This is a genomic window from Streptomyces sp. XH2 (genome assembly GCF_049725035.1).
Classification (GTDB): domain Bacteria; phylum Actinomycetota; class Actinomycetes; order Streptomycetales; family Streptomycetaceae; genus Streptomyces; species Streptomyces roseoverticillatus.
Map to the genome: position 1 here is coordinate 1 of NZ_JBMMMZ010000006.1, position 6,852 is coordinate 6,852.

At 72.2% G+C, this 6,852-nt stretch carries 6 protein-coding genes; all 6 read left to right on the forward strand.

Going from position 1 to position 6,852, the window contains the following annotated elements; all coding sequences use genetic code 11:
- On the forward strand, positions 1 to 1,061 hold a 1,061-nt coding region (gene argJ, locus ACOTKD_RS13375; protein WP_424889135.1), incomplete at its 5' end, for a bifunctional glutamate N-acetyltransferase/amino-acid acetyltransferase ArgJ.
- Complete coding sequence (gene argB, locus ACOTKD_RS13380) at positions 1,058 to 1,951, forward strand: acetylglutamate kinase (RefSeq protein ID WP_424889136.1); 894 nt, start codon at positions 1,058 to 1,060, stop codon at positions 1,949 to 1,951. The genes argJ and argB, both read left to right, overlap by 4 nt.
- Positions 1,948 to 3,165: an acetylornithine transaminase gene (locus ACOTKD_RS13385; protein ID WP_424889137.1), complete on the forward strand. Its 1,218-nt coding sequence runs from the start codon at positions 1,948 to 1,950 to the stop codon at positions 3,163 to 3,165. Before argB ends, ACOTKD_RS13385 begins: the two co-directional genes overlap by 4 nt.
- 82 nt (positions 3,166 to 3,247) lie before the next feature.
- Positions 3,248 to 4,684, forward strand: coding sequence for a lysine N(6)-hydroxylase/L-ornithine N(5)-oxygenase family protein (locus tag ACOTKD_RS13390; protein WP_424889138.1), 1,437 nt, complete (start codon positions 3,248 to 3,250; stop codon positions 4,682 to 4,684).
- Positions 4,685 to 5,564: 880 nt separating this feature from the next.
- Positions 5,565 to 5,801: a phosphopantetheine-binding protein gene (locus ACOTKD_RS13395; protein WP_424889139.1), complete on the forward strand. Its 237-nt coding sequence runs from the start codon at positions 5,565 to 5,567 to the stop codon at positions 5,799 to 5,801.
- Positions 5,802 to 5,860: 59 nt separating this feature from the next.
- A complete protein-coding gene (locus ACOTKD_RS13400) occupies positions 5,861 to 6,847 on the forward strand; it encodes an ABC transporter substrate-binding protein (RefSeq protein WP_424889140.1) in 987 nt (328 codons plus the stop codon).
- Positions 6,848 to 6,852: the final 5 nt, after the last annotated feature.

Below are 6,852 nucleotides of genomic sequence, written 5' to 3' on the forward strand. Positions count from 1 at the left end.
ACCAGGGGCCGCGTCTGGCCGCTGCGGGGGTGTTCACCGCGAACCGTGTCAAGGCGGCGCCGGTGCTGTGGTCCCAGCAGGTCGTCAGGGGCGGGCAGGTCTCCGCCGTGGTCCTGAACTCCGGTGGTGCCAATGCCTGTACCGGTCCTGAGGGCTTCCAGGACACTCATGCCACCGCCGAGAAGGCGGCGGAGGTGCTGGGGCACAGCGCCGGGGAGATCGCGATCGCTTCCACGGGTCTGATCGGTGTCCGGTTGCCGATGGACAGGCTTCTTCCCGGTATCGAGAAGGCCGCGGCGGGGCTGTCCGCGCACGGTGGGGAGAAGGCGGCCATTGCGATCAAGACGACCGACACGGTCCACAAGACCGCCGTCGTCCAGGGTGAGGGCTGGACGGTGGGCGGGATGGCCAAGGGTGCGGGGATGCTCGCCCCGGGCCTGGCCACCATGCTCGTCGTCCTCACCACCGACGCCGACATCGACACCGCGGGCCTCGACACCGCACTGCGTTCCGCTACGCGGACGACGTTCGACCGGGTGGATTCCGACGGCTGCATGTCGACCAATGACACGGTGCTGCTGCTGGCCTCCGGCGCCTCCGGTGTCACTCCCGTCCAGGAGGTGTTCGCGGAGGCGGTGCGGGAGGTGTGTGATGACCTGGCGCGTCAGCTGATCGGTGATGCCGAGGGGGCGAGCAAGGACATCCGTATCGAGGTGATCAACGCCGCGAGTGAGGACGACGCGGTCGAGGTCGGGCGTTCCATCGCCCGCAACAACCTCCTCAAGTGTGCTCTGCACGGTGAGGATCCGAACTGGGGGCGTGTGCTGTCGGCCATCGGCACCACCTCGGCGGCTTTCGACCCGGACAAGCTCAACGTGGCCATCAACGGCGTGTGGGTCTGCCGCAACGGCTCCGTCGGCGACGACCGCGACCTCGTCGACATGAGCCCCCGTGAAGTGCACATCGTCGCCGACCTCGCGGCCGGCACCCGGACGGCGACCGTCCACACCAACGACCTCACCGCCGACTACGTACACGAGAACAGCGCGTACTCCTCATGAACAACAGCAAAGCCCGTACCGTCATCGAGGCGCTGCCCTGGCTCCGGCGCTTCCACGGCAAGGCCGTCGTCATCAAGTTCGGCGGCAACGCCATGGTCGACGACGAGCTCAAGGCCGCCTTCGCCCAGGACGTCGTCTCCCTGCGGTACGCGGGGCTGCGCCCCGTCGTCGTGCACGGCGGCGGCCCGCAGATCAGCGCCCAGCTCGACCGGCTGGGCATCGCGTCGGAGTTCAAGGCCGGCCTGCGCGTCACCACGCCCGAGGCCATGGACGTCGTCCGCATGGTCCTCGCCGGACAGGTGCAGCGCGAACTCGTGGGCCTGATTAACCGTCACGGGCCGTTCGCCGTCGGGATGACGGGCGAGGACGCCCACACCATGACCGCCGTGCGGCGGATGGCCGAGGTGGACGGCGAGCCTGTGGACATCGGGCTGGTCGGCGACATCGTGGCGGTGGATCCGGAGACTCTGGAGGCGCTGCTCGGCTGCGGCCGCATCCCCGTCGTCTCGCCCGTCGCGCGCGGCGCCGACGGCGAGATCTACAACATCAACGCCGACCTGGCCGCGGCCGCCCTCGCCGAGGCCCTGCGCGCCGAGAAGCTGATCGTCCTCACCGACGTCGAGGGCTTGTACGCGGACTGGCCGCGCAGCACGGACGTCATCCGCAGCCTGACCACAAGTCAGCTGCAGGCGCTGCTGCCCGGCCTGGCGAGCGGCATGGTGCCGAAGATGGAGGGCTGCCTGCGGGCGGTCCGTGCGGGCGTGGGCGCGGCGCACGTCCTGGACGGGCGGGTCCCGCACTCCCTGCTGCTGGAGGTCTTCACGGGCGAGGGCGTCGGCACGGCCGTCGTCCCGGATCCGGGCGTGGTCCCGGAGCGGGTGCCCGCATGAGCGCACGGCAGGCGCCGGGACCGGCCGGACGCGGCGCCGCCGCCCTGAGGGAACGCTGGCGGGGCGCGCTGATGGACACGTACGGCACGCCTCCGCTGGCGCTGGTGCGCGGCGAAGGGGCGACGGTCGAGGACGCGGACGGACGAACGTACCTCGACCTCGTCGGCGGGATCGCCGTCAACGCCCTCGGCCACGGGCACCCCGCGGTCGTCCGGGCGGTCTCGGAGCAGATCGCCGTCCTCGGCCACGTGTCCAACCTCTACGCGGCCGAGCCGCCCGTACGGCTGGCCGAGCGGCTGCTGGAACTGTCCGGCCGCGACGGGCGGGTGTTCTTCTCCAACTCGGGCGCGGAGGCCGTCGAAGCGGCCTTCAAGATCGCGCGGCGGACCGGGCGCACCCGCATGGTGGCCGCGGCCGGCGGGTTCCACGGCCGCACGATGGGCGCGCTGGCCCTCACCGGCCAGCCCGCCAAGCAGGACCCCTTCCTGCCCCTGCCCGGCGAGGTGACGCACGTGCCGTACGGGGACGTGGCGGCACTGCGGGCCGCGGTGGACGTGCGGACGGCCGCGGTCGTCCTGGAACCCGTACAGGGCGAGAACGGCGTGGTGCCCGCGCCGCCGGGCTATCTGCGGGCGGCCCGGGAGATCACCGGGGCCGCCGGAGCGCTGCTCGTCCTGGACGAGGTCCAGACGGGCATCGGGCGGACAGGGCACTGGTTCGCCCACGAGGCCGCGGGGGTGGAACCGGACGTCGTGACCCTCGCGAAGGGGCTCGGCGGCGGACTGCCCATCGGGGCCACGGTCGCCTTCGGGTGCGCCGCCCGGCTGCTGACGCCCGGTCAGCACGGTTCCACGTTCGGCGGCAATCCGGTGGCGTGCGCGGCGGCCCTGGCCGTCCTGGCGACGATCGAGGCCGACGGCCTGCTGGGGCACGTCCGGCGCGTGGGGGAGCGGCTGCGGGCCGGCATCGCGGCCACGGGCCATCCGCTGCTGCGCGAAGTGCGGGGAGCGGGGCTGCTGCTGGGCGTGGTCCTCACCGCGCCGGTGGCCGCGCGTGCGCAGCAAGCGGCGCTGGAGGCGGGCTTCCTGGTGAACGCGGCGGCCCCGGACGTGCTGCGGCTCGCTCCTCCGCTCGTCCTGAGTGAGGAGCAAGCCGACGCGTTCGCAAGGGAGTTGCCACGGATCCTGGACACCGCAGGAACTGACGGAACTTGACAGTCCACCTGACGGAAAAGTTAGGTTAGGCTAACCTAAGCATTCACGTTCTTGGGCTGTCCGCAGCCACGAAAGGATGAGCATGTCGGTACGGCGCGGGGACTCCGCACACACGGGGTGCGGCCCCATCGAGGACCTGGTCGGCATAGGCTTCGGTCCCGCCAACCTGGCCCTCGCCATCGCGATCGACGACCACAACCGCCGTAACCCCGGCAGCGAGATCCACGCAGGATTCCTGGAGCGCCAGGAGAGCTTCGGCTGGCACCGCGGCATGCTCATCGAGGGCGCCACCATGCAGGTGTCCTTCCTCAAGGACCTCGTCACCATGCGGGACCCCGGCAGCCGCTTCTCCTTCCTGCACTACCTGCAGGAGCACGGCCGGCTCGCCGACTTCATCAACCAGAAGACGTTCTTCCCCACGCGGGTCGAATTCCACGACTACTTCGACTGGTGCGCCGCCGAATTCGCCTCCGCCGTGGACTACGGCCGGGCCGCCGTCGCCCTGCACCCCGTACGGGACGGCGACGGCGTCACGGAGTACCTGGACGTCGTCTCCCGCGGCGTGCACGACCCGGCCGACGAAAGCGTCCGCCGCACGCGCAACGTCGTCCTCGGCACGGGCCTCACCCCGCGCCTCCCCGACGGCGTCACCACCGGCCCGCACGTGTGGCACAACCGCGACCTGCTCTTCCGCGCGGCCGGGCTCACCGGCACACCGCACCGCCGCTTCGTCGTCGTCGGCGCCGGCCAGTCCGCCGCCGAGAGCGCCGAATACCTCCACCGCACCTTCCCCGACGCCGAGGTCTGCGCCGTCTTCTCGCGCTACGGCTACAGCCCCGCCGACGACAGCCCCTACGCCAACCGCATCTTCGACCCCGCCGCCGTCGACCACTTCTACGACGCGCCCGAGGACGTCAAGCGGGCCCTCCTCGGCTACCACGCCAACACCAACTACTCCGTGGTCGACGGAGAGCTGATCGAACAGCTCTACCGCACCGCGTACCAGGAGAAGGTCCAGGGCCGCGAGCGGCTGCGCATCCTCAACACCAGCCGGCTCACCGCCGTCGAGGACGTCCCCGGCGGGGCCCGGGCCGTGATCCGCTCCCTCGCCACGGGCGAGGACCTCACGCTCGACTGCGACGCCGTCGTCCTCGCCACCGGCTACCGGCCCGCCGACCCGGGCGAACTCCTCGGCGACCTCGCCGGAGAATGCCTGACGGACGGTCAAGGACGGCTCCGCATCGACCGCGACCACCGCGTGCTGACCACCGGGCGTGTCCGCGCCGGCATCTACCTCCAGGGCGGCGGCACCGAGCACACGCACGGCATCACCTCGACGCTGCTGTCCACGCTCGCGGTGCGCGCGGGGGAGATCCGCGACTCGCTCGCCCTGGGACGGGGGGTCCTCGCGGACGGCGGTGCGGGTGCCCTCGCGGGCGCCGGTGCCGGTGTCCCGGCGGACGGGGGTTCCCGGGCGGCCGGGGCGTCCGCCGGCGAATTGGCGGTCCAAGTCCGCTGAGGCGCGGGGTCGGTGCGGCTCGTGAGGGCGGTGCGGCCCGGCATGTCGGGGCCGTCCCCCATCCGGCCCCGCCGGCCGGGAGGCCCGGCCGCGGGCATCCGCCTCCGCCGCAACGGTGATCAGCTTGCGCGGCGCGGACCGGCGGGGCCGGACGGGCCGGTGTCGGTCGGGTTGGTGCCGGGTCGGGTGGGTGCCGGGTCGGCTGGTGCCAGGTCGGCTGGTGTCGGTCGGGCCGGCGCGGGTCGGGCCGGTGTCGGTCGGGCGCCGCCGGGATCCGCCGTCGTGGTCGCGCGCCGCTGCGGCGGAGGGCAATGCCGGTGCGGCTCCGAATGACCGGTCCGCTCGGCTGGGCTCGGGGTCGGGCCGGGGGTCCCGGGTGCCGTCGGTGGCTGCTGGTACGGCCGCCTAGGGAATGTCGGTGCGGCTCCGAGTCACGGGTCCGCTCGGCTGGGCTCGGGGTCGGGCCGGGGGTCCCGGGTGCCGTCGGTGGCTGCTGGTACGGCCGCCCAGGGAGTGCCGGGGCAGCCCCGAATGACCTGCTCGCTCGCCTGCACCCGGGGTCGGCTCGGAGCCCCCGGGGCCGACCGCGGCCGTCGGCACGACCACCCAGGGAATCTCGGTGCGGCGCCGAATGACCGGCCCGCCCGCCTGCACCCGGCGGCGGCCGAGAGTCCCGGCGCCGACCCTGGCCGCCGGCACGACCGCCCTGCTCCACCCCTGCCGAACCCGTCCGCTCCGCCCACCCGCACTGATCCGGCTCGCGCCGCTACGACCGCCCCGTCCCCGCCCCAGCCGTACCCCTCCGCGAAGCCGCCGCCCGTACGCCCGCCATCCCTCCTCCTGTCCTCCAGCCCTCCTGTCTCTCCCGAAGGGATCCCCCATGCCCTCCCCGTCCCTCTCCCTCGACTCCGTTCGTCTCGACGTCGCCGCCGTGCTCGGTGAGGAGCCCGGCGACGTGTCCGTGGACGAGAACCTTCAGGACCTCGGGCTCGACTCCATCCGCGTCATGACCCTCGTCGAACGCTGGCGCGCCGCCGGCACCGCCGTCGAGTTCGCCGAGCTCATCGAGGCCACCCCCACCATCCGCGGCTGGCACGCGCACCTGACCGCCTCCTGAACCCGCACCCACCCGTCCCACCCGTCCCCTTCACCCACCGCACCACCCCGAGGAGAGCCATGAACCCCCGTGCCGCCCGCGGCCGTACCGCCGCCGCACTCGCCGGCGCCGCCGCCCTGCTGACCCTGACCGCGTGCGGCGGCAACGGCTCGGGCGGTTCCGAGGCCGCGGGCGGCAAGGACGGGAAGGGCGCGAAGGGGCGGGTGGTCGAGGCGAGCAACGGCAAGGTCACCGTGCCCGCCGACGCCAAGCGCATCGTCAGCATCTCCTACGCCACGGGCGCGCTCCTCGACCTCGGCGTCGAGCCCGTCGGCACCAGCGCCATCGACGAGAACAATCCCGTGGAGCTGCTGCCCTCACAGACCGGGCGGGCCAAGAAGATCACTTCGATCGGCTCGGGCATCGAGACCAACATCGAGAAGGTCGCCTCCCTCAAGCCCGACCTGATCGTCGTCGAGGGCGCCGCCGCCTTCGACTGGAACGTCAAGAAGCTCGAAGGCATCGCGCCCACGCTCTACTTCGGCATCAAGACCCCCGTCGACCTCCTCAACGCGCAGGAGAAGATCGCCCAGGCCGTCGGCAAGGAGGACGTCTTCACCAAGCTGAAGACCGACTACCGGCAGAAGGCCGACCAGATCAAGAACACGTACGGCGACAAGCTCAAGAACGTGAAATGGGCCGTCGCCTCCTCCTACGGCAACGGCGAGTTCATCGTCGACACCCGCACGTCGTGGGTGGGCCGCGTCCTCGCCGACGCGGGCGCGACGTTCGCCGAGGCGTCCGAGGACGGCAAGGAGCACGAGGTGACGTACTCCCAGGAGAAGATCGACGTCCTGTCGGACGCCGACGTGATCCTCGTGCCGCGCACGTTCGCCACCGGCGAGGTGCCCAAGGAGGTCAAGGAGCTCCAGGACAAGCCCTCCTGGAAGCTGCTGAAGGCCTCCAAGGACAACCACGTCCTGCCGGTCACCTACGCGACCACCGACCGCTACGGCACGTCCATCGACGTCCTCGGCCAGATCGAGAAGATCCTCAAGGGCCTGTAGCCCGG

Excerpts from the sequence above, each read along its gene's own strand:
- argB (WP_424889136.1), top strand. The coding sequence starts at position 1,058 with ATGAACAACAGCAAAGCCCGTACCGTCATCGAGGCGCTGCCCTGGCTC.
- ACOTKD_RS13385 (WP_424889137.1), top strand. The coding sequence starts at position 1,948 with ATGAGCGCACGGCAGGCGCCGGGACCGGCCGGACGCGGCGCCGCCGCC.
- ACOTKD_RS13390 (WP_424889138.1), top strand. The coding sequence starts at position 3,248 with ATGTCGGTACGGCGCGGGGACTCCGCACACACGGGGTGCGGCCCCATC.
- ACOTKD_RS13395 (WP_424889139.1), top strand. The coding sequence starts at position 5,565 with ATGCCCTCCCCGTCCCTCTCCCTCGACTCCGTTCGTCTCGACGTCGCC.
- ACOTKD_RS13400 (WP_424889140.1), top strand. The coding sequence starts at position 5,861 with ATGAACCCCCGTGCCGCCCGCGGCCGTACCGCCGCCGCACTCGCCGGC.